This window comes from Halobacillus sp. ABH2_015, from assembly GCF_056158945.1.
On record NZ_JBSWUG010000002.1, the window covers coordinates 2,569,114 to 2,589,189 of the forward strand.

Consider the following 20,076-nt stretch of genomic DNA (forward strand, 5'->3'; position numbering starts at 1 on the left):
GTGTCAACATAAATGAGCTACTTTTCAGAAAAGAAGAACATCTGGATATGCAAAAAAGTCTCTCCTAAAATAGAAGAGACTTTAGTGGATCTCATCTATCAAAGCTTTACGCTCCGCAGGATTTAGCACCGTGCTTTTGCCGGTTGCCGGGTTTCAAAGGGCCAGTCCCTCCACCACTCTGGATAAGTTATGATGTCGCTGTGAAATTATATGTTATGTTAGCATGGAGTCTATACGGACGTCAAAGATAATAATCAGGTATATTTTTACAGTAAGGAGATGAAATCATGAAGGAACGTGCTCCTCAATTTGAGCTTTCTTATATAAATCAGCCCTCCACCTATCGTCTGAGCGACCATTTCGGAAAGGTGATCGTCCTGACTTTCTGGGCATCCTGGTGTCCTGACTGCGGGAGAGACTTACCTAAAAAAGAGCAGCTCTTTGAAACGATGGACAAAGAAAAAGTGGAGCTGGTTACGATTAACGTTCCCGGTCGTGAACGCAGCCCTGATGCCGGAAAGGAATATGCTGAAAAATTTCTTAACCAGCCTACCTTGATTGATGATTGGCGAAGCTTATACGATACGTTCGGCTGCAAGGGCGTCCCTTCCACTATTATCATAGATCAGGAAGGCAGGGTCCACGAATCGTTCGGTGATAAAGCTTCCTTTCTCGATATCGTCCAGTCCCTGGGGGAAATTGTTTAATCATCAAAACAGCGGAAGGCCTACCACCCGCTTATCACTGGTCATACGGCCGATGAATAAAACCCGCCCTGCCTATGCAGGACGGGTTTTTTACCGTTTTTATCTTGTCATTTCCCGGGGAATAAAGGCGGGTTATAGATAGGGAATGATCTTTTCATACATGTGTGGGACGGATTGAAAAGCATAGACCTTTTCAAGAACTTCTCCTTTATGGGTAATCAAGAGGCATGGAACACTTTCCACTCGATATTGTTCCATCAATGCAGGATGCAGAGAGGCGTTCATTTCCGAGAATAGTGTTTTTTTATACATCTCTTCCAAAGTTATCAGCATCTTGCGGGCAAGGTGGCACGTCCCGCAAAAAGGGCTGTGAATAAATGTCATCGTTTTTTCATCCGAGGACAGCACCCAGGCTGCCTCATTTTGTATTAAATTCTGCAAAGCTTCCTCCTAAATTAAATACATCGACTTCACGCTGAAATGACGGCTTAACAGGGCACGGGCGAGTTCCGGCTCGGGAGTAGCCGCCACTTCTCTAAAGGCTTTATCAATATAAATATGCTCTGCGTGCGGAAGTTCCTCTGTCAGCATCTTCCGTAGTTTAAAACCGGAATCATCTTCATCCACAAGGATATAGACCGATCGTTCATCCAGGTTATGTTCAAAGATCATTTCTTCCATTCGCTCAATACCGAGCGTCCCATGGGTACAGATGATTTCGATTTTCTCATCCAGTACTTTGTTCAATTTCTTCTTATCTGTAATCCCTTCAACAATCAAAATCCGTTCTCCATCCATCTTCATCACCTACTATATAGAAACAGACCATGCCATATGGCATGGTCTGAACATGATTAAGATCAAGCACGATCATGTCAGACAAGGAATCATCAGTCCTGCCTGTACAACGGGCTTACTTGTTTTGATTAATCTTCATCAATCATCGCTTCATATTCTTCAGAAGACATCAGCTGCTCAACTTCTGAAGAATCGCTTGGTTCAACAACAACCATCCAGGCTTTATCATAAGGAGACTCATTCACAAACTCAGGGCTGTCTTCCAAATCTTCATTCACTTCTACAACTTTACCGCTGATCGGTGCATATAATTCGGAAACGGTTTTTACAGATTCCACACTTCCGAAAGGCTCGTCTGTTTTTAGTTCTTCTCCCACTTCAGGAAGCTCAACAAAAACGATGTCGCCAAGTTCAGATTGAGCAAAATCCGTGATTCCGACTCTGACTTTTTCTCCTTCTTCTTTCACCCATTCGTGTTCCTGAGAATAACGTAGATCTTTTGGTAAGCTCATATTCGATTACCTCCACAGTTCTTGTTTTTGTTTAATGACAGTTATAAACATAAAAGCCTTCTGCTTTTATTTCCAATGTTCTGCTCATCGGCCCCAGACGTTTTCAAATTCATCGGCTTTGAAACCAACAGTGACATTTGTTCCATCAGTGACGATGGGCCGTTTGATGAGCATCCCGTCTGAAGCGAGCAGGCGCAGCATTTCTTCTTCATCTGCATCTTTCAGCTTTTCCTTCAGGTTTAACTCCCGATACTTCTTCCCACTGGTGTTGAAAAATTTCTTAACCGGTCGTTCACTCCTGGCCGTGAGGTCCTTCAACTCTTCCTGTGAAGGGGGATGTTCAACAATATGTACAGATTCGTAAGGAACCCCTTCATCATCCAGCCATTTTTTCGCTTTTTTACAAGTACCGCAGTTTGGGTACCAGTAGAAGGTAACAGGCATATGCTCCTCCTCCTTCCAACTTGTTACGTCTTATTTTATCACAATGGAGACAATCTTTTCATTGAAAATTACTTTTCCCTCCAATTCCTTTTTCATTCTTTTACATCCTTCCTTCTCTTTATTCAAATGCCTCCAAAAACACTTTTTCCCGGGAAAATTGAATGTCCCTGTGAGGAGAGGATCCCTTCCTCTCTACATGCCAAAAGCCCGCACTTTCAAGTGCGGGCTGGTCACTGATTTATACGTAATATCTTTCGGACTCAATTAATCCCTGGGCAATTTCCCGCTTCTTCGGAATGACGTTCGTCGGTGTATGACGTGTCAGTTTACGAAGAGCACCAAGCATCATACGCAGGGAGTCGCCGGTTTGAGACGCAATCAACGTTTCTTTCGCATGGGCCTCGATTCTGTTAAAGGCTTCCTGTACATACACCTGCGTGTAGAGGAGCTTCTGCTTATTCTTTTCTTCACCAGAACGATGGATGGCTTTCTCCGTACGAAGCAGGGCTGATTCCATGTTATAGATTTCACCGACCATATCAGCGATATTGACGAGCACTTCCTGTTCTTTATCGAGCTTTTCTCCGTACTTCTGAGCGGCAAGGCCGGCGGCAAGAAGTCCGATTTTCTTGGCATTTTTAACTAAATACTTCTCCTGCTCCAATGGCTCCAAACCAGGTTCTTCCGGCATCATCATCATGATTTCCTCCTGGAGTGTCTGGGCTTTTTGGAGGAGAGGAAGTTCCCCTTTCATCGCTTTCTTAAGCAGTGTACCCGGGACGATCATCCGGTTGATTTCATTCGTTCCTTCAAAAATACGGTTGATCCGGGAATCGCGGTACATCCTTTCAACTTCGTACTCCGCCATGAAACCGTAACCCCCGTGGATTTGTACGGCTTCATCGGAAGCAAAGTCGAGCAGTTCGGTACCGAACACTTTATTCAAGGAGCATTCAATCGCATATTCAGCAATAACCTTCGCAACAGCTGCCCCGTCTTTCAGCTCTTCATCAGTAAGTTTGCCCATGCTCTGTTCAAACAGCCCGACGGTCCGGTAAACGGAACTTTCATTGGCATACGTGTTTGCGGCAACCGAACCAATTTTCTCCTGGATCAATGGGAACTGTGCAATCGGAGTTTTAAACTGTTTTCTTTCTTTGGCGTATTTTACAGACAGTTCAATCGCCCGTTTCGCTCCGCCAACACCACCGATGGCCAGCTTGTAGCGACCAACATTCAGTATGTTAAAGGCAATAACGTGGCCTTTTCCGATGTCCCCAAGGACGTTTTCCACCGGAACTTCCGCATCTTCAAGAATCAATGTACGGGTGGAAGAACTCTTAATTCCCATTTTCTTCTCTTCCGGACCTGTAGATACACCTGGATACTCTCTCTCTACAATAAATGCTGTGAATTTTTCTCCATCAATCTTGGCATACACAACAAATACATCAGCAAAGGCGGAGTTGGTAATCCACTGTTTTTCCCCGTTCAAAATGTAGTGGGTGCCCGCTTCATTAAGCTTCGCTGTCGTTTTAGCTCCAAGTGCATCAGACCCTGATCCCGGCTCTGTCAGGGCATAAGCGGCAATCTTTTCACCTGTAGCGAGTACAGGGAGGTATTTATTTTTCTGATCATGATTCCCGAAGAACACAATAGGAAGAGACCCGATCCCCACGTGCGCACCATGAGTGACGGAAAACCCGCCGGCACGGGAGAACTTCTCCGTAATTAAGGATGAACTGATTTTATCCAGCTGGAGACCGCCATATTCTTCAGGTACATCGGCACCGAGCAGTCCAAGATCGCCCGCTTTCTTCAAAAGAGCGACAGAATGTTCAAATTCATGGTTTTCCAGGTTCTCAATCTTTGGAACAACTTCACCAAGAACAAAGTCTTCAGCCGTCTTGGCAATCATCAAATGTTCATCTGTAAAGTCCTCCGGGGTAATGACCTGATCGGCCGTTACATCCTCGACAATAAATCCGCCACCTTTAATCATCTCTTTTAATTCACTCATTGGTTGAGCCTCCCCATTAGATTAATTCAAATACCCCGGCAGCACCCATACCGCCGCCGATACACATCGTTACGACACCAAATTGCTCGTTTCTTCTCTTCATTTCATGGATAAGACTCAGCGTCAATTTCGTCCCTGTACAGCCCAGCGGATGGCCAAGGGCAATCGCTCCTCCATTGACATTGACTTTCTCAGGATCAAGACCCAGCTCACGTATGACGCGCAGCGACTGAGAAGCAAACGCTTCATTCAGTTCAAATAGACCAATATCCTGAATGGACAACCCTGCTATTTTCAATGCTTTAGGCACCGCTTCAATGGGGCCGACCCCCATAATTTCTGGTTCTACACCTGCGACAGCAAAAGATCGGAATTTCACGAGTGGCTGGAGCCCCTCTGACTTCGCTTTCTCATGATCCATCACCAGAACGGATGCAGCGCCGTCGCTCATCTGTGAAGAGTTTCCTGCTGTCACGGAACCTCTGGTAGAAAATGCCGGCTTCAGCTTTGCAAGTATTTCCTGTCTTGTGCCGGGACGCACTCCTTCATCGACTGTAAACATCGTTTTCGTTTCCTTCACTTTGTGATCAGCACCAAGTTCTCGATTTGTCACTTCCACCGGTACGATTTCGTCCTCGAATTTCCCTTCCTGAATCGCACGTGCCGCACGTTCATGACTCTGAACAGCAAAAGCATCCTGGTCTTCTCGCGAGATCCCGAAGCGCCCGGCAACCTCTTCAGCTGTATGACCCATGGACATGTAATACTCAGGGGCCTGCTCCACCAATTCAATATTCGGCTTGATCACGTGTCCACCCATAGGGATCAGGCTCATTGATTCGGCTCCTCCCGCAAGTGCGGTGTCACTGTGTCCAAGCATGATTTTTTCAGCGGCGTAGGCAATACTCTGAAGACCTGAAGAACAGTATCGGTTTATCGTAATCGCAGGAACTTTATGATGCAGTCCTGCCAGCCCGGAAATATTACGGGCCATGTTCATTCCCTGCTCAGCTTCAGGCATGGCGCATCCGATAATGACATCATCAATATTCCCTTCATAACCTCCGGCTCTTTTTAAAGTTTCTTTTATCGTTAAAGCGGCCAAATCATCCGGTCTTGTATGAGCGAGTGCGCCTTTTTTAGCGCGTCCCACCGGTGTTCTTGCTCCCGCTACAATAACTGCTTCTTTCAATGTATGTCCCCTCCTCTATGTCCTCTCCTTTTAGTTACGGAGCGGCTTTCCTTTCATAAGCATGTGCTGCATACGAGCCTGCGATTTCGGCTCACCAATCAGGCTGAGGAATGCCTCTCTCTCCAAGTCCAGCAAATACTGCTCATCGACGAGTGTCCCTTGTTTCAGTCGTCCGCCAGCCAGTACAAAGGCCAGCTTTTCAGCAATTTTCATGTCATGCTCACTTGCGTATCCGCTTAAAACGAGAGACTTCGCTCCAAGAATCATTGTAGCCAGCCCTTGTTCTCCTGTGACGGGGACCTTCGTCCGCTTTGGTGCTTTGTATCCGGAACCGGCCAGACCAAGAACCTTCTGCTTGGCATCATGCAGCAGATGATCTCCGTTTGTACTTACTGCATCTCTTTGATCCAAAAATCCGTTTTCAAGAGCTTCTTCTCCAGAAGTAGATACTTTCGCCATCGCAATCTTTTCAAAGACACTGACGGCCGCCTTTTGAAGGTCAACCTCCACACCCTCAGGGATATTCCGCAGGTGTTTGATATACAGCTCCTTGTTTCCACCACCGCCGGGGATCAGCCCGACTCCTGTTTCGACAAGACCCATGTACGTCTCTGGAGAAGCTTGAATCGCAGCAGACGGAAGGCAGACCTCCGCTCCTCCGCCAAGCGTCATTCCGAATGGTGCTGCAACAACCGGCTTATCGGAATACTTCAATTTCATCATGCTGTCCTGGAAGTTCTTTACGACCATTTCAATTTCAAAGAAGTTGTAATCCTGAGCTTCCATCAGCATCATGCCGAGGTTGGCACCCACACAGAAGTTCTTGGCCTGATTGCCGACGACGAGACCGTGCCAGTCATTCTCATCTACATAATCCACAGCGAAGTTCATCATCTGTACAATATCCAGCCCTATCGCATTACTTCGGGAATGAAATTCGAGAGCAGCCACTCCATCACCTAAGTCAATGAGGCTCGCACCTGCATTTTTCTTAATCACATCTCTTTTCTCTTTCAGACGCTTCAGATTGATTTGTTTTTTATTAAAGACCTTCTCTTTGTACTCCCCATTGTGGTAGTAGTAAACGTTTCCAATTTCGTGTTTATAAAAGGATGGATTCTTATGATCGACCAGCTGCTCCACCCATGAAGGAACCGTTTCCCCTTCGGCCTTCATCCGTTCAACGGAAGATTCAACACCAACAGCGTCCCATATCTCGAATGGACCTGCTTCCCAGCCGAACCCCCACTTCATGGCATCGTCAATAGCAGAAATATCATCAGCGATTTCTCCTGCCAATTCTCCTGAATACAGCAGAACCGGTTTGATGATGGACCAGATCAAGTCACCGGCACGATCTCCTTCTGCCTGAACGAGGGTTTTGAGCTTGCGGTGCAGCCCTTTCTCTTGTTTGGCCGCCTCTGTTGCTTTTGTTTTTAATTTTCCACGCGGCTCATAATCAAGCGTTTCAGGATTCAACTGAAGAATCTCACTGCCTTCTGCTGTTTTATTTTTCAGGAAGAACCCTTGACCGCTTTTCGATCCGAGCCATCCTTTTTCAAGCATCGCCGTCATAAAACCTGGAACTTCAAAAGCTTTCTTCTCGTCTCCTTCCACCTGTTCATAGACATTGTTGGCGACATGGATAAAGGTATCCAGGCCTACAACATCAAGCGTACGGAAGGTTGCGCTTTTCGGACGGCCGATCAACGGGCCGGTTACAGAATCCACCTCACCGACGGAGTATCCTTTTTCAAGCATCTTCTGCACGGTGATGAGGAGGCCGTACGTACCGATACGGTTGGCAATAAAGTTCGGTGTATCCTTGGCTTCCACCACACCTTTACCAAGCACATCCTCTCCAAATGTTTTCATAAACGAGAGGACTTCCGGATCTGTCGCAGCCGTCGGAATCACTTCCAGAAGCTTCAAGTATCGCGGCGGGTTGAAGAAATGCGTTCCGAGAAAATGCTTCTTAAAATCATCGCTGCAGTCGGCGGACATGGCCTCAATGGAGATGCCGGATGTATTGGAGCTAACGATCGAACCGGGCTTACGGTATTGATCCACCTGGGCAAGTACTTTCTTTTTGATATCCAGGTTTTCGACGACGACTTCTATAATCCAGTCGACCTCGCCCAGACGGCTCATATCGTCGGTAAAGTTGCCCGTTTCAATCAAATCAAGATTTTTTTTACTTGTCAGTGGAGACGGCTTCTGCTTTAGGAGAGCTTTCTTATTCTCAACGGCTATACGATTCCGCACCGCTGGGTGTTCAACCGTCAACCCTTTACTCTTTTCCTGCTCGGATAATTCCCGGGGTGCAATGTCCATCATCAGCACAGGGATTCCTGTGTTGGCCAGGTGGGCAGCAATGCCGGCCCCCATCACCCCTGAGCCTAAAACTGCAGCCCGTTTAATTTTTTGTTTCATCATTTCTCCCCCTATCTCTTTGAATGAATACTCATTCATTTTACGGTCAAAAAAATATAGTGCTAAACCGGTATCTACGTCTAATATAAAATATATTCAGACATTTCGCAATCCTTTTCTCCATAAATCTTAAAAATTCTTCCAAGTCCATTTCGTTATGTTAGTGTATGAGCGTCCGGCCGGTTTTGATTAAAAAAAGGAAAGACCATGCGGGACAGCCCTTCCTCATCTTCCAAATACTCCTTTTAGCACGAAAGCGACGTTTGCCGGCCGTTCTGCGAGACGACGCATGAAGTATCCATACCAATCATTCCCATAAGGTACGTACACACGCATTTTATACCCTTCCTCCACCAATTCTTTCTGACGTTCCACTCGAATCCCGTACAGCATTTGAAATTCAAACTGATCTTTTGATAGGCCTTCACTCTCCACCAATTTCTTTGTATACTCGATCATTTCATCATCATGTGTAGCTACTGCTGTATAATGGCCGTTCATCAAGTGGATCCGGATAATTTTCTTTAAGTTGTCATCCACGTCTTTCTTATCCGGGAAGGCCACTTTGGCAGATTCCTTATAGGCTCCTTTCACAAGTCTCAGGTTCGGGGAATACTCATCAAGCGATTCTATATCTTCAACCGTCCGGTACAAATACGACTGGAGGACGGTTCCGATATGATCATATTCCTCCCTCAACTGCTTGAAAATCTCCAGGGTTCTGCCGCAGCGTTCGTAATCTTCCATATCAATGGTCACAAACACATCATTTTTTTCTGCCGCATCAAGGATCTTCCTCATGTTCTCCATCACAAGCGATTCGGAAATATCCAGCCCCATGGACGTCAGTTTAAGGGAAAGTTGTGAATCGAGATGATGTTCTGCTATGGCTTCAATCGCGGCGATACATCCTTCCGCTGCTTCTCTGGCTTCTACCTCACTGTCAATGAACTCTCCAAGGTGGTCAATCGTGACTGCCATACCCTGGTCATTCAAAAGCCGGATGGTTCTCACAGCATCAGGTACAGAAACACCAGCGACAAACTTACCGGCACCAAAACGGAGTCCATATTTTTTCGCAAGCTTTGTAAAGAAACGGTTTTTCGATAAAAAAAGAAAGAAATTGCGCATCACCTTTTCCATCATGAAGCCCCCTGACTGGTGGTGGGTGTGTTTTTTATAATTTTCAGAAATGTAAACGTTTGTGATTCTATCTTATCATTTTTCTTAATAAAGGGTGAATATTTTCATCTGATATTCGACAAATAAAACCCATCTTTCATTTATACTTCATCCTTAAACAGCCATACTAACAGGGAAAACATAAAGGAGGGAGTTCCATGCAGCAGAACCCGGCAACTGGGTCCATGCAGGGCGCACAGCCGATGGCTCAGGCCCCTGATGTTGTGACCATAAAAGATCAACTATATCTTGCGGACATGCTTTCCTGGAATTTAAACGCTTGTAAAAAAGCTCATTTTTTCGCTCAAAATTGTCAAACCCCTGAAATCCAGGCGGCGTTGGACGAAGCCGGCCAAATGCACCAGCGTCACTACAATAGAATACTGGAGCACCTGAATACACAGGCCAGTAAACCGAATTGAGGAGGGCCGTTATGAATCCGAACCAACCACAAAAAATTCAAAATCCTGAAACGACTGTACCACAGACACCGCAGATGAATGAGCGGGATTTCGTCAACGATCTACTGGCTACGGAGAAGTACATGACATCGTCGTACAGTACAGCATTGAATGAGGCGAGTAACCAAGCGATTTATCAGGATCTGGCAACCATCTTCAAGGAAACACAAGACTGTCAGAGAAACCTGTATAACCTCATGTTCAAACACGGATGGTATGCTCTGGAGCAGGAAGAGAACCAAAAGCTTGACCAGGCCTATCAGAAATTTTCCGGTTATCAATCACAGCTTCCTTATACAGTGCAGTAAAAAAAGCCCGGGGCCCCGGGCTTTTCTTATTGTTAAGTATGTGATTAAGGTGGCTTGCGTCCATCATCCCGGTTCCCTATCCTGCTCTGCATCCCATTAAAAAAGCTGTCGGGATCCTTCCCGACAGCCTGAACAGGCCTGGAAAGCCAGGCCCTTTATCCTTATCCAACGACCTCATACCCTTGGGCATGGATGGATTCTTTAATTAGATTTTTACCGACATAGGCTTCGTCGTACACCACATTGACCTTACCACTGTCGAGATGAACCTCTGCTCCGTGCACACCTTCAAGTTTTTCTACTGTATCTTTAACCGTTTTCTGGCAGTGCTCACATGTCATACCGTTCACTTCAAGCGTCATTTCCATTACAAAACACCCTTTCTATTTTCTCGTTTACTTTACCTATTCCACATTGGAAGAGGGGAATAAACCGAAAATCAGCAGAAAGCAGCGCTTTACTGCACACAGTATTTGTAAATGGCTTGCTGAAGAGAATGAAGATAAGAAACTTCAATAGGAAAACGGATATGCTGGAGTTTTGGAACCTGTTCAGGCCGTACTCCTGTAATGACCACAGCGGCTCCCATATAAAATAAAGAAGCGGTCAGACTTTTCAAAGCCTGAGCCCCATCTTTCGGAATATCTCCAACGGCAGTGAAATCCAGCAGCACCCGTTCAATACCACCTTGATTGACACGTTGGAGCAGCGGTTCTTCGACGACATCCATTTTATCCAGGGATAAATCACCAAACAAAGGGATCAACGCCGTTTCCTCTGTAAGAGTAATAAAAGGAGCCGAAAGACGGTTGTTCAACTCCAACGCTTCCTCCAGTTTTTCTTTTTCCTCAAGAAGTTGAAAATTCGTATCATTCAGGCGGGCGCGCAGTTGATTCATCATCGTGGTGACACGCTCCATCTGGTCATCCTTCAATATGAGCAGAACTTCTGCATGAAGGTCATTACTCCATTTGACGTGCAGATCACACGTTACAGGGTTCCTTGCGTTTCCAAAAGGCTTCAGCTGGACTTCCAATGTTACCTTTTTCACTTCCGGATTGATCCACTTTTTCAGCTTGGAAAGACTGCCTTCATCAAATAAGTCCAGGAAATTCTGCGTGATGACAAAGCTGTCTTCTGCTTCCTTGGAATAAGATTGCAGGATGAAGTTTTTGTTGATTGTAAAAACGGGCAGAGGAAAAGAATGGTCAACTCGTTTCATTGATGGATTCTTCCCTTCCTTCTTTGAACCAATGCGTCAGATGTCCGATATTTTTAATTACCATAACCTTCTCGGATTCAAACTCCGACAAGTCAAACTTATAAGCAAGACGGCCGCCGATCATGATGGTCGGCTTCCAATCCAGCTGGGTGAAGGCCTCTATGGATTTCTTTATGGCAGGAATACGATAGGACAAAGCCGCTGATATTCCTATTACATCAGGCTGGAATTTTTTAATTTGTAACATGGAATGTTCCATTGGAAGATCCGGCCCTAAATAACGGACGCGCCAGCCATGCTCTTTGAAAGTGTCGGCGACCATTTTCAGCCCGATATAATGCTGCTCCTCTTCCACTCCGAAGAGAAGGACTTTATAACTTTGCTGCTGACGGCGTTTAGGAGCCCGGTGGTCAGACTCGATTTTTGAAAGAACAAAATCACATATGGCTGTAGCCAGATGCTCATCCGCAACCGATATTTCATTGTTCTCCCACAGCTTTCCCACATGGTACATTGCCGGGGTGATCAGATTTTCAAACACGTAGGCCCTTGGATGGTTCTCCAGGAGACGATACGTGTAGTTCAATGCTTTCTCTTCATCTCCACTCAAAAAAACTTGAGCAAGTTGTTCATGATCCAGATCCAAAATAGTCACCTCTCGTTCAGAGTATGAAGTCGTTTGAGAGCCTGGTCTAAATAGACGATGAACATCTGCTTCTCGTCCTCATCCACAAGAGACTGTCCATCCAGCAGGCGGACGAGCCGCTGAAAATTATCAATAATCAGTCCGGTCGGCACGTTTCTGGACGTCAATACGTTGTTGAGCCAGTCCGTATAGTCCATAAAAAAGTCTACACTTCTCATCTCGTAAGCCGCAGCCAGATGGTCCAAATGATGATGATTGTCTTCTTCGGTCCGGTCTCTCCCATTCTGGCCGAATTTCTCCCAAAGATAGGGATAGGCTTCATAGATTTCTTCTGTTACGATCCGGACAAGGTGGGCCTGTTCCGTGTTATTCATGTTGCCACCACCTCATACTTCTTCACTATTGGAACAATTCCCTTCAACTCTTCGTCAGGGTAATGTTTTTCAAGCTCATGAATTTTCTTGAACTGCTCACTTCTTGCCCAATTCAAATAAGCTTGTTTAGATTCCCACTCCAAGTGAACCGTCAACTCTCCCCGCTTCCGATCGTTCTGGAGAAGCTGAAAAGATAAGAATCCCTCTGCTTCATCTACGAGGCGGGAGCGATTCCGATAAATCTGTATGAGATCATCAGCTTTGTGTTCCGGGACCACTACAGTGGAGTCTACAACAAACATGTCCATTTCCCCAATCTCATTTATTTTCGCTGTATACTATTTTACCATAGCCTCTGAAAATCTGTATAATGGAAAGATTAAACGGGCCTGTGCCGGTCCATATCCAGTTTGGATGGTATGTATAAAATGACACATGAAAAAGCACCGGTTCCCCGGTGCTTTTCTAATAAATTATTGGACAACCTCATCGAGCACATGCATCTCTTCATGGTCCAGAAGGTTTTTGTTAATCATGTCTTCCGCTTCCTTATTCATATGGTCCTGAAGGTCTTTCAATTCTTCCTTGTCACCAACGAGGTAGAAGCGCTCCCAGCCATATTGTTTAGCGGCGCGGTCAATCTTTGGAGCTACGCTCTTATACCAGCGGTAACGGTTGGCTTCGAAGCGCTCTTCAAATTGATCCTGCTTCGAATTCTTCGCTCCGCCTGAACCCATGGACGCCTGGGCTCTGTCTGGACCCTGGTGCATGCGCCAATCCTCTGTATTCAAGTCAAGCTCAAACAATTGTGTATCCTTCAACGTTCCCAGTTCAGCATCCAGCAGCTTAATTTGGTTTTTCTGAGTCAGGACGACACCGGTTTTCGGGAATTTCTGCTGCATTTCCTTCAGCTGATCCAACACTGGAGCTTCCTCCCAGTAGAATTCAGTCTTAACCGGCATCTGGAATCTTTCAGCAAACCAGACCGTATCATCACCTGTAGCAAACAATACGACACTTTTTGCAAAATGCTGCTCGTTTTCTTCTATGAAAGTTTCAACTTTTTCTTTCACTGCCCAGTAGTTTCTTTTCTCATCTGAGTCCCCATCTTCCTGAAGGTAGGACTCAAAGTTGTTCAACCCATTCTTCAAATGGATTTTCCATTCGCCGCCTTGTTGATCAGGGTCGGATGGATCTGTATTCAAATACATCGTAAATACTTTTTGTGGCTTTTCTAAGTGAATATGCTCTAGTTTCTCTAATTCTTTGTTTAAATCCATAATTCAGCGACTCCTTTCAATAGTTCAACTAGCTATATTGTCTATGTTTCCTGAAAGATGATCGCTTAAACTTCTTTTCTACAGGCAAGCTGCTTCTTCAATCCATCCAGCTGGTCTGCGAACTGTTTTGACTCCTGCTCGGTGAGGTTTATTCCTCCGTAACGGGCTTTTTCATAGATCTCAACGACAGGATAGGAGAGCTCCAGCCTCCGGAACCACGCTCCTGCGGATTCACAGGTATGCCTGGGGAACCCAAGCTTTTCTGCTTCCTTCTCGAATCGGCGGAACTGCACTGAATTTTTTAACGGAAAACCGGACCTGCCAAAGAGAAGATTTCTGTTTCTCCCCTCGGTCTGACTGTCCTTTTCTTATATCCGGCATAATCCGATCTTCATGCCGGATATAAGAAAAGCTGCCGATAGGATCATCGGCAGCTCGGAGATCCACCAGGGGCAGATCGTTTCAAAGTTATTCTTTTGTCCATTCATCTACAAGATCCTGATGCTCATCCAGCCATTGGCGGGCACCTTCTTCCTCAGAATCCGCTTCATTTATGGAAGCCATGAGACTCCCAAGCTGATTGTCATCAAGCTTGAAGCTGTCCCACCACTTCACCACTTCAGGGTGATCCTCTTTCAATCCAAGTCTTGCTGCATAGGAAATATTTTCAGAATCCCCATAAACATTTTTCGTATCTTCCAGAATCTTCACATCCATTTCTGCAAAGACCCAGTGCGGCTTCCAAAGTGTCGCTACAATCGGCTCTTCATCAGCCATGGCATTTTTAAGTTCTGTAATCATTGTCGGCTCTCCAGAAGAAAGCAGGGAATAGTCCAAGTCGTATTCTTTAATGGCTTCCTCTGTCAAATTCATAATGCTTGCTCCGGCAGAAATCCCTACAATTTGATTGTCGGAAAACTGATCTGTATTTTTCAGGTCCTCGACCGTATTGATATCTTCCATATAAGACGGAACGGCCAAACCAAGTTCTGTTCCCTCATACCATGTCTCGCGCCAATCGATCTCATCTTTATATTTTTCATAAAAAGGCTGGTCTGTATTCGGAAGCCAGATTTCTGTTCCGATATCGAGGTCACCACTCGCTAGTGCTTCATATAGAAACCCTTTTTCAACCTGTTCCAGCTCCACCGAATATCCTTGATCTTCAAGAATAAGCTTCCACATGTTCGATACAGCCACATTCTCAGCCCAGTTGTTCATTCCAATATGTATCGTGCCTTTATCACCATCACTGCCTGCGTCTGTGCTGCTTTCCTCTGTGGATTCTCCACAGGCCGTCAATACGATCAAACCGGCCATCAGAAAAACGGGCAGCCATCTTTTCCACTGTTTCATACGAACGCCTCCTTTAAAACATTCATCCATTTCTTATGCGTTTCACTCACAATTTCGAATTATACCATAAACATAATTAAGTTCAAACAATTTATTCTGTATAAAAAATATATACAAAAACAGTCTCCAGGATGAAACCTGAAGACTGTTGTTTTTCTTACATACGTTTATGAGCTCTGCGGTCGGCCGCTTTCGCTCGTTCTTGAGCGATCTTATCTTCCCTGTCAGCCAGTTCTTCAGAAAACTCAACATCGATGTTCGCATGTTTTTGACTTTTAGGAGTCTGCGGAAGCTTTCGTTTCTGCTTCCCTTTTCCTTTGTGATGTTCATCTCTGCCCATCTCAATCGCCTCCTCACATGTGGAACAATCTTATTATGCGCCGCTCCAAGGTACCTATTCTTAAGGATGCCAGCCAAAATTTTTCCCTTTTTCCAAAATCATTTCTTTTTGTGTTGACACCCCGGAAGACTCGATATATAATTAATCTCGAATTCAAGATAAATAACCACACATTTTTACCCATATATCTCGAATTCGAGAGTATGGATAAAAAGATGCGCAAGTCATTCAGCAGGAAGGTGAACAAAATGGGATTTATGAAAAAGTTATTCAATAATCAACCAAAGGAGAGGGAGCATATGTCAAACGTAAAAGCAGCTGTGATTTTTTATACAATGGGTGGAACCAACTATACAATGGCTCAATGGGCGGCCAAAGGAGCAGAAGAAGCCGGAGCTGAAGTTAAATTGCTGAAGGTGGATGAACTCGCACCTCAATCCGTGATTGAAGCGAACGAAGGATGGAAAGCGACCGTAGAAAAAATCAAGGATATCCCGACCGCCACATCTGAAGATATTGAATGGGCTGATGTCATCATCTTCAGTATGCCGACGCGCTTCGGAAACCTTCCTTCTCAAATGAAGCAGTTCATCGATATGCAGGGAGGGCTCTGGGCAAACGGCAGAACGATTAATAAAGTGGTCAGCGGCATGACTTCTGCCCAGAACCCTCATGGCGGTCAGGAAGCGACTCTTCTTTCCCTCTACACCTCCATGATGCATTGGGGAGCAATCATTGCGGCTCCCGGATACACGGACCCGGTAATTTTCGGTGCCGGTGGGAACCCATATGGAACGAGTGTTTCTGTCGATCAGGAAGGGAACATGGTCGAGGATGTAGAAGCTGCTGCCAAGCATCAGGCCGCCCGGACGGTTCAAATCGCTCAAACGATGAAAAAAGGACAGCAGTAACAAGCAACGAATCGAAAAAACAGGACATCTGCATTCAGATGTCCTGTTTTTTTGTCAGGCTGCTTTTTCTTCCTTCGATTCGGTTTTACGAGTGATAGAGAAGCCAGCCGTCAGCAGTGCTGCAAGAATAAAGAATCCACCTACTGTCGGGTTAAGAGAAACCGTCCCCTGTTCTATGACGAAACCGCCAATCAATGATCCAAAAGCGATTCCGAAATGAAGAGCTGAATTATTTAAACTCTGCTGTATGTCTGCCGATTCTGGTGCTGAAGAAATCAAATAATTCTGCTGCGCAGGTGTTACAGCCCAGCTGAGCGCACTCCAAACGACGAGGACAACAAGGAAGACCGGCAGTACAGATGTCGTGAAGGGAATCGTAAAAATAGCTGCTGCAAACACAAGGATAATTCCGATGATACTCTTTTCCGAGCCGAATTTATCAGAGAGCACACCTCCGATTCCCCCGCCGATCACCGCTGCCGTTCCAAATACGAAATAAATCACACTGACCCATGTACCGTTCATTCCCATGACCGTTTTCAAATAAGGCGTTAAATAAGCATAGAGGGTCAAATGCCCGGTTAAAAATAAAAAGGAGGTCATTTGAGCACTCCATATTTTCTTATTTTTCAACGTCTGAAGCTGTCTCCTCACGGATAAGACAGGTTTAGGGGCTACGCTCTCAAGTAGAAGCATGACCGCTGCCATGGATAAGAGTGTCAGGATGCTGATGAGTAGAAATGGAGCGCGCCATCCAAACGCATTTCCTATCGTCAGACCGATGGGGACACCGAGCACGAGCGACCCGGAGATGCCCATGAAAATGGTGCCGATCGCTCGACCTCTGTACTTCTTGTCAACGACTGAAGATGCCATTGTTACAGCCAGCACTACAAGAAGTGACCCTGTTGCTGCAGTCAGGACTCTTGCTGCCATGATGATGGAATAAGTAGGACTCCAAAAGGCAAGCAGATTGCCGACAAAGAATATCACTAAGGTGGTCATCATCAATTTTTTTCGTTCTACGCGGGCCGTCACTGTTAAAAGGACCGGGGAGGATACAGCGAAGACTAAGGAAAAAACAGAAATGAGAAGTCCCGCTTTTCCAAGGGAGACATTCAGATCTTCCGCGACCAGGTCCAGAATCCCACCAATAATCAACTCAACAGTTCCGACGACAAAAGCGACGAGCGCCAGCAGGTATACTTTTTTATTCATCTCATGAACCCTCTCTTCTTTTGGTTACCACTACAATGGTAACTACATAGGCTTAGAAAGACAAGAGGGAATATTTACGCGCGAAGGGGTCATCGTGTATCCTGAGGACAATAAGAAGAAAAGAGGAAGCCCATGTTACAGAATTTCGGTTTTACCCAGTATGAAAGTCAAGTCTATGAAGTCCTGTCCTCCAGTGATCAGGCGCTGGATGCCGCAACGGTCGTTAAATTTTCCCATGTTCCTAAATCCAAAGTGTATGAAGTCCTGCAGCGGCTCGAAGAAAAAGGATTGATCCTAACGTCTTTTCATGAAAAAAAGAAGATGTACACAGCCCTTCCTATTGAAATGACGATAAAAAAACTGACGGCTGAATTTGATGATCACATTGAACAACTGCGAAATCACAAATCAGAGATTCCAGACGCTGATGAACGCGTCTGGACCTTGAAGAATAACCACAGCATTCACGTCCTTATGGAAAATTTGATGGAGAAGGCTGCCAATGAAATACTGCTGACAGGCTGGAACGATGAACTGACTCCGTTCGTGGACCTCCTTGAAAGAAAGCAGGCAGAAGGTATTCATGTGGAATTGTTATCTGTCGGGGAAATTCCTGTCGGAGAACTGGATCCCCACACCCTTGTCCCGGATGAAAAACATCAAGGACTAGAACGGCATAAACTCCTGATCGTCGATGGAAGGGAAGTGCTGTTCGCTGGAATGGAAAGGGATCAATTCCAGGGGGTGCATACGTTTTCCAAACCTCTCGTAAAGTTTTTCACTGAATTCTTCTATCACGATGTCGCCCTTTTGGAAATTACTAAAAAACACCAGGAAACATTAAAAAAAGATGATGCCATTACTTCCATATTAATGAAACTCCGCTATTAAAGAAGTTCTGCCGCATGCAGCGTGTCACGTTCACATTGGATGGCCGCTGCCACTTGACCGCAAAAAAAAGACTGTCGATCAATCGACAGTCTTTTCGTTTATACTTTTTCTACAATGTATGTTTTCTTATTACGGAAATACTTCTCCCCATCATTGGATGAATGTTCAAAGAAGCCTTCAAAAGCATCCACAACCTTATATTCCCGCTCAGGTTCTGTGAAAAGCTGGGATTCGTTATTGGATAGAACAACGACGTCTGTTGTTGAAACAAAACTGTCCAGTTCTTTCGCCTTGTAGTTTTTTCCTACTTCCACATCACTTAATCGATATTCTGTCACGATTCATTCCACCTTTCCTGGTATTTATAGAGCGTTTCCCAGAACCTGGGTGGACAAAACCCTTTCCTCCACTTAAATCGGCAGCAGTTTTCTCCGGTACAGACGGATAATGAATTCAATGAAGAAAACCGGATACTTTTTCGGCACAAACTTCCGCCGGTACAGCGTACGGTAGGCTTTTTTCAAATCCTGCCACTGCGGGCATTCAAAATCCTGTGTGAACCTTACGACATCTATAACTTTGACCTGCCCATCTGGTGTCAGCATAATATTTTTCAAATGTGTATCTGAAGGATTCAATCCGATTTGAAAGGCGAAAGCAAGAGCCGCATCCACCCGGTTGATCATGTCTTCCGTAATCGGAATTCCTTTCACAAGGCAATCATAAAATGTGATCCCTTCCACATATTCCATAACGATGAAATCGTCGCCTTTTCCATAAAAGGCCGGGAAAAATTCATGATTGTCCAGCTTCTCATACACTCCGGCCTCCACTTCGGCGAGCTTCTCATAACCGGGATAAAACACTTTCACAGCGATTCCTGTTTCTCTTATGCGGAAAACAGAAGCACTCCTTCCCTTTCCAATCAGCTCGAAGGATGGGGGGATGTTGATAATCTGGGAGTCATGGAACACAACTTCCTTCACAAGGGTTTGGACATTCATAGAAAGATTCTCCTTTGCGAAAACCTTTGTTTTTATAATTATATCAAATTTTTTAAAAATTAAAGTAAAAATAACTCTTGTTATTTGACTGTGATAATCATTATCAACTATACTGAGTTTACTCAGTTGAAAGGAGCATGATCATGGAACAATTTTTTTATGTTGTCGAACCTTTTGAATATCGTCCTGAAACCTCTGAAGATGCCCAAGCGGACGTGAAGAGCTTTGCCCATGGAGACATCCTGCATGTCACAGGTCTCCCCCTTTACGTCGATCAGATGGGATGGTTCGTTGAAGTTCAAAAAAATGAAGACGCTCCTTTTTCCCTATCTATCCCTTATATGGATGACTGTTACGACCAAGGTCTGCTCTTCACCGAAATGGACCTGGACCTGGCCATCAATTATTACGAGTTTAAAATAGATCAAAGCCTGGTCAGCAAAGACGAAGGTTCCTTCCATGAGAGCAAAAGCGCTCTGGACCGATTCAAACAGCTGCATCCAGGATTTATGAAAGCATAATAAAGGGAAGCGTATGAAACGCTTCCCTTTTCTGCTGTTTATCAAGTCTCTACTTCTTCTTTTTTCCCGGCTTCCTGATTTCAATGCCATCGTCTGTGATCCTATGGCCTTCATCGTTCTGCTGATCGATTTTTGCATCGTACGTACCTTCTGTAAGGGTATCCGACACCTGCTCTCTCGTTACCGCTAACCCCTCAGCAGAAAACTCCTCAGCATAAGATGGTGTTTTACGTTTTCCTTTCATTCATCATCCCTC

General features: G+C 45.2%; 27 protein-coding genes and 1 riboswitch. Of the genes, 6 read left to right on the forward strand and 21 right to left on the reverse strand.

The annotated features are described in order from the left end of the window. Positions 1–88: 88 nt before the first annotated feature. Positions 89–189: riboswitch (SAM riboswitch) on the reverse strand. Between the two features lie 98 nt (positions 190–287). Next, a complete protein-coding gene (locus ACXAD6_RS13620; protein WP_474969312.1) occupies positions 288–707 on the forward strand; it encodes a TlpA family protein disulfide reductase in 420 nt (139 codons plus the stop codon). Between the two features lie 132 nt (positions 708–839). Here the strand turns inward: ACXAD6_RS13620 and ACXAD6_RS13625 are convergent, their stop codons facing one another. From ACXAD6_RS13625 to ACXAD6_RS13660, 8 genes are all read right to left on the reverse strand, one after another. Continuing rightward, positions 840–1,148, reverse strand: coding sequence for a thioredoxin family protein (locus ACXAD6_RS13625; protein ID WP_474969313.1), 309 nt, complete (start codon positions 1,146–1,148; stop codon positions 840–842). A gap of 9 nt (positions 1,149–1,157) precedes the next feature. Further along, on the reverse strand, positions 1,158–1,505 hold the full coding sequence (locus ACXAD6_RS13630; RefSeq protein WP_027956410.1) for a toprim domain-containing protein: 348 nt from the start codon (positions 1,503–1,505) through the stop codon (positions 1,158–1,160). A 128-nt stretch (positions 1,506–1,633) separates the two neighbouring features. Beyond that, a complete protein-coding gene (gene gcvH / locus ACXAD6_RS13635) occupies positions 1,634–2,017 on the reverse strand; it encodes a glycine cleavage system protein GcvH (protein WP_027956409.1) in 384 nt (127 codons plus the stop codon). 84 nt (positions 2,018–2,101) lie between these two features. Further along, entirely contained in the window at positions 2,102–2,461 is a 360-nt protein-coding gene (locus ACXAD6_RS13640) for an arsenate reductase family protein (protein WP_474969314.1), read from the reverse strand. Positions 2,462–2,699: 238 nt separating this feature from the next. Then, the gene (locus ACXAD6_RS13645; protein ID WP_474969315.1) at positions 2,700–4,481 is read right to left on the reverse strand and encodes an acyl-CoA dehydrogenase family protein; all 1,782 of its coding nucleotides are present in this window, start codon (positions 4,479–4,481) and stop codon (positions 2,700–2,702) included. 16 nt (positions 4,482–4,497) lie between these two features. Beyond that, complete coding sequence (locus ACXAD6_RS13650) at positions 4,498–5,673, reverse strand: acetyl-CoA C-acetyltransferase (RefSeq protein ID WP_474969316.1); 1,176 nt, start codon at positions 5,671–5,673, stop codon at positions 4,498–4,500. 30 nt (positions 5,674–5,703) lie between these two features. Next, complete coding sequence (locus ACXAD6_RS13655) at positions 5,704–8,106, reverse strand: 3-hydroxyacyl-CoA dehydrogenase/enoyl-CoA hydratase family protein (protein ID WP_474969317.1); 2,403 nt, start codon at positions 8,104–8,106, stop codon at positions 5,704–5,706. A 225-nt stretch (positions 8,107–8,331) separates the two neighbouring features. Next, the gene (locus tag ACXAD6_RS13660; RefSeq protein WP_474969318.1) at positions 8,332–9,249 is read right to left on the reverse strand and encodes a proline dehydrogenase family protein; all 918 of its coding nucleotides are present in this window, start codon (positions 9,247–9,249) and stop codon (positions 8,332–8,334) included. A gap of 197 nt (positions 9,250–9,446) precedes the next feature. Here ACXAD6_RS13660 and ACXAD6_RS13665 point away from each other — a divergent pair, with 197 nt between their 5' ends. After that, positions 9,447–9,710 (forward strand): hypothetical protein, encoded by a 264-nt coding sequence (locus ACXAD6_RS13665; RefSeq protein WP_474969319.1) that lies wholly within the window; start codon positions 9,447–9,449, stop codon positions 9,708–9,710. An 11-nt stretch (positions 9,711–9,721) separates the two neighbouring features. Then, positions 9,722–10,057, forward strand: coding sequence for a spore coat protein (locus ACXAD6_RS13670; protein WP_474969320.1), 336 nt, complete (start codon positions 9,722–9,724; stop codon positions 10,055–10,057). 161 nt (positions 10,058–10,218) lie between these two features. Here the strand turns inward: ACXAD6_RS13670 and ACXAD6_RS13675 are convergent, their stop codons facing one another. From ACXAD6_RS13675 to ACXAD6_RS13715, 9 genes are all read right to left on the reverse strand, one after another. Then, positions 10,219–10,425, reverse strand: a complete 207-nt coding sequence (locus ACXAD6_RS13675; protein WP_474969321.1) for a copper ion binding protein — start codon at positions 10,423–10,425, stop codon at positions 10,219–10,221. Positions 10,426–10,514: 89 nt separating this feature from the next. Further along, on the reverse strand, positions 10,515–11,279 hold the full coding sequence (locus ACXAD6_RS13680; RefSeq protein WP_474969322.1) for an STAS domain-containing protein: 765 nt from the start codon (positions 11,277–11,279) through the stop codon (positions 10,515–10,517). After that, a complete protein-coding gene (locus tag ACXAD6_RS13685; protein ID WP_474969323.1) occupies positions 11,266–11,925 on the reverse strand; it encodes a cobalamin B12-binding domain-containing protein in 660 nt (219 codons plus the stop codon). The genes ACXAD6_RS13680 and ACXAD6_RS13685 overlap by 14 nt, the downstream gene beginning before the upstream one ends. A gap of 5 nt (positions 11,926–11,930) precedes the next feature. Next, complete coding sequence (locus ACXAD6_RS13690) at positions 11,931–12,299, reverse strand: hypothetical protein (RefSeq protein ID WP_474969324.1); 369 nt, start codon at positions 12,297–12,299, stop codon at positions 11,931–11,933. Further along, complete coding sequence (locus ACXAD6_RS13695) at positions 12,296–12,601, reverse strand: antibiotic biosynthesis monooxygenase family protein (RefSeq protein ID WP_474969325.1); 306 nt, start codon at positions 12,599–12,601, stop codon at positions 12,296–12,298. Before ACXAD6_RS13695 ends, ACXAD6_RS13690 begins: the two co-directional genes overlap by 4 nt. 171 nt (positions 12,602–12,772) lie before the next feature. Continuing rightward, entirely contained in the window at positions 12,773–13,579 is an 807-nt protein-coding gene (locus tag ACXAD6_RS13700; RefSeq protein WP_027956395.1) for a VLRF1 family aeRF1-type release factor, read from the reverse strand. Between the two features lie 65 nt (positions 13,580–13,644). After that, positions 13,645–13,872, reverse strand: coding sequence for a DUF4129 domain-containing protein (locus ACXAD6_RS13705; protein WP_474969326.1), 228 nt, complete (start codon positions 13,870–13,872; stop codon positions 13,645–13,647). A gap of 175 nt (positions 13,873–14,047) precedes the next feature. Beyond that, positions 14,048–14,935 (reverse strand): glycine betaine ABC transporter substrate-binding protein, encoded by an 888-nt coding sequence (locus tag ACXAD6_RS13710; protein ID WP_474969327.1) that lies wholly within the window; start codon positions 14,933–14,935, stop codon positions 14,048–14,050. Positions 14,936–15,092: 157 nt separating this feature from the next. Continuing rightward, positions 15,093–15,275, reverse strand: coding sequence for a YfhD family protein (locus ACXAD6_RS13715; protein ID WP_027956393.1), 183 nt, complete (start codon positions 15,273–15,275; stop codon positions 15,093–15,095). A 299-nt stretch (positions 15,276–15,574) separates the two neighbouring features. On the opposite strand from ACXAD6_RS13715, the gene wrbA reads away from it, so the two are divergent. Beyond that, positions 15,575–16,186, forward strand: coding sequence for an NAD(P)H:quinone oxidoreductase (wrbA, locus tag ACXAD6_RS13720; protein ID WP_474969328.1), 612 nt, complete (start codon positions 15,575–15,577; stop codon positions 16,184–16,186). Positions 16,187–16,240: 54 nt separating this feature from the next. Here the strand turns inward: wrbA and ACXAD6_RS13725 are convergent, their stop codons facing one another. Then, a complete protein-coding gene (locus tag ACXAD6_RS13725) occupies positions 16,241–17,404 on the reverse strand; it encodes an MFS transporter (protein ID WP_474969329.1) in 1,164 nt (387 codons plus the stop codon). A gap of 132 nt (positions 17,405–17,536) precedes the next feature. Here ACXAD6_RS13725 and ACXAD6_RS13730 point away from each other — a divergent pair, with 132 nt between their 5' ends. Further along, positions 17,537–18,295 (forward strand): TrmB family transcriptional regulator, encoded by a 759-nt coding sequence (locus ACXAD6_RS13730; RefSeq protein WP_474969330.1) that lies wholly within the window; start codon positions 17,537–17,539, stop codon positions 18,293–18,295. Between the two features lie 98 nt (positions 18,296–18,393). Here the strand turns inward: ACXAD6_RS13730 and ACXAD6_RS13735 are convergent, their stop codons facing one another. Beyond that, entirely contained in the window at positions 18,394–18,633 is a 240-nt protein-coding gene (locus ACXAD6_RS13735; protein ID WP_206933550.1) for a hypothetical protein, read from the reverse strand. A gap of 72 nt (positions 18,634–18,705) precedes the next feature. Further along, positions 18,706–19,299 carry a serine/threonine protein kinase gene (locus tag ACXAD6_RS13740; protein WP_474969331.1) on the reverse strand — a complete coding sequence of 198 codons (594 nt, stop codon included), beginning with the start codon at positions 19,297–19,299 and terminating at the stop codon, positions 18,706–18,708. 143 nt (positions 19,300–19,442) lie between these two features. Here ACXAD6_RS13740 and ACXAD6_RS13745 point away from each other — a divergent pair, with 143 nt between their 5' ends. Continuing rightward, positions 19,443–19,820, forward strand: a complete 378-nt coding sequence (locus tag ACXAD6_RS13745; protein WP_474969332.1) for a hypothetical protein — start codon at positions 19,443–19,445, stop codon at positions 19,818–19,820. 49 nt (positions 19,821–19,869) lie between these two features. Here ACXAD6_RS13745 and ACXAD6_RS13750 read toward each other — a convergent pair whose 3' ends face one another. After that, entirely contained in the window at positions 19,870–20,064 is a 195-nt protein-coding gene (locus ACXAD6_RS13750; RefSeq protein WP_474969333.1) for a YozQ family protein, read from the reverse strand. Positions 20,065–20,076 lie beyond the last annotated feature (12 nt).